The organism is Micromonospora sp. ATCC 39149 (assembly GCF_000158815.1).
GTDB lineage: Bacteria > Actinomycetota > Actinomycetes > Mycobacteriales > Micromonosporaceae > Micromonospora.
The window spans coordinates 1,173,615-1,173,990 of the sequence record NZ_GG657738.1 but is presented as its reverse complement, the minus strand read 5'-3'; the positions used below and the strand labels follow the sequence as shown (position 1 = coordinate 1,173,990).

General features: G+C 77.4%; 1 pseudogene. It reads left to right on the top strand.

Going from position 1 to position 376, the window contains the following annotated elements:
• Window positions 1-376: pseudogene (locus tag MCAG_RS04820) on the top strand (KR domain-containing protein); the annotation flags it as partial.

The window sequence follows — 376 nt, the reverse complement described above, 5'->3', positions numbered from 1 at the left end:
AAGGTCGACGCGGCCGTCCACCTGCACGAGCTGACCGCCGGGCACGACCTGGCCGCGTTCGTGCTGTTCTCCTCGGTCGCCGCGCTGATCGGCAGCCCGGGGCAGGGCAACTACGCCGCGGCGAACGCCTTCCTGGACGCGCTGGCCGAACGCCGCCGCGCCGAGGGCCTGCCCGGGACGTCGCTGGCCTGGGGGCTGTGGGCCGAGGCGGCCGGCATGGGCGGCACGCTCGACGAGGCCGGGGTGTCCCGGCTGGCCCGGATGGGTGCCGCGCCGCTCGCCACCGAGCTGGGTCTCGAGTTGTTCGACGAGGCCCGGCGCAGCGGCGAGGGCCTGCGGGGTGCCGGTCCGGTTGGACCTCGCCGCGCTCCGCGCG